The sequence below is a fragment of the Streptomyces sp. 4F14 genome, from assembly GCF_048159485.1.
Lineage (GTDB): Bacteria > Actinomycetota > Actinomycetes > Streptomycetales > Streptomycetaceae > Streptomyces.
The window spans coordinates 1-358 of sequence record NZ_JBLRVY010000262.1; the positions used below are offsets into that span (position 1 = coordinate 1).

Annotated in this window: 1 protein-coding gene; it reads right to left on the minus strand. The window is 71.2% G+C overall.

Annotated features, from left to right (window positions below; genetic code table 11):
* The coding region (locus ACLZOT_RS50620; protein ID WP_416976071.1) for a Sua5/YciO/YrdC/YwlC family protein at window positions 1–358 on the minus strand (358 nt) is incomplete at both ends.

Here is a 358-nt window from a genome sequence, read left to right on the forward strand (position 1 = left end):
CTCACCGGAGACGTTTCCGCTGGTCATGACGAGGAGCGTCAGGTCACCTGAGAACAGGAGGTGGTGCACGGGGGTGTACGGCAGCATCACGCCGAGGTCGGGGCTGCCGGGGGCGACTGCCTCGGCGTACGACGATGTCTCCGGGCGGCGTCGCACCAGTACGACGGGTCGGGCCGGGCCTTCGAGCAGGTTCCGTTCCTCGGGGCCGAGCCGGACGAGGTGCTCGACGTCGGCGGCGCTTCTCGCCATCACGGCGAACGGCTTGTCGCCGCGTGCTTTCCGCTGCCGCAGCAGGGCGACCGCGTCGTCGTCGGTGGCGTCGCAGGCGAGGTGGTAGCCGCCGAGGCCCTTCACGGCG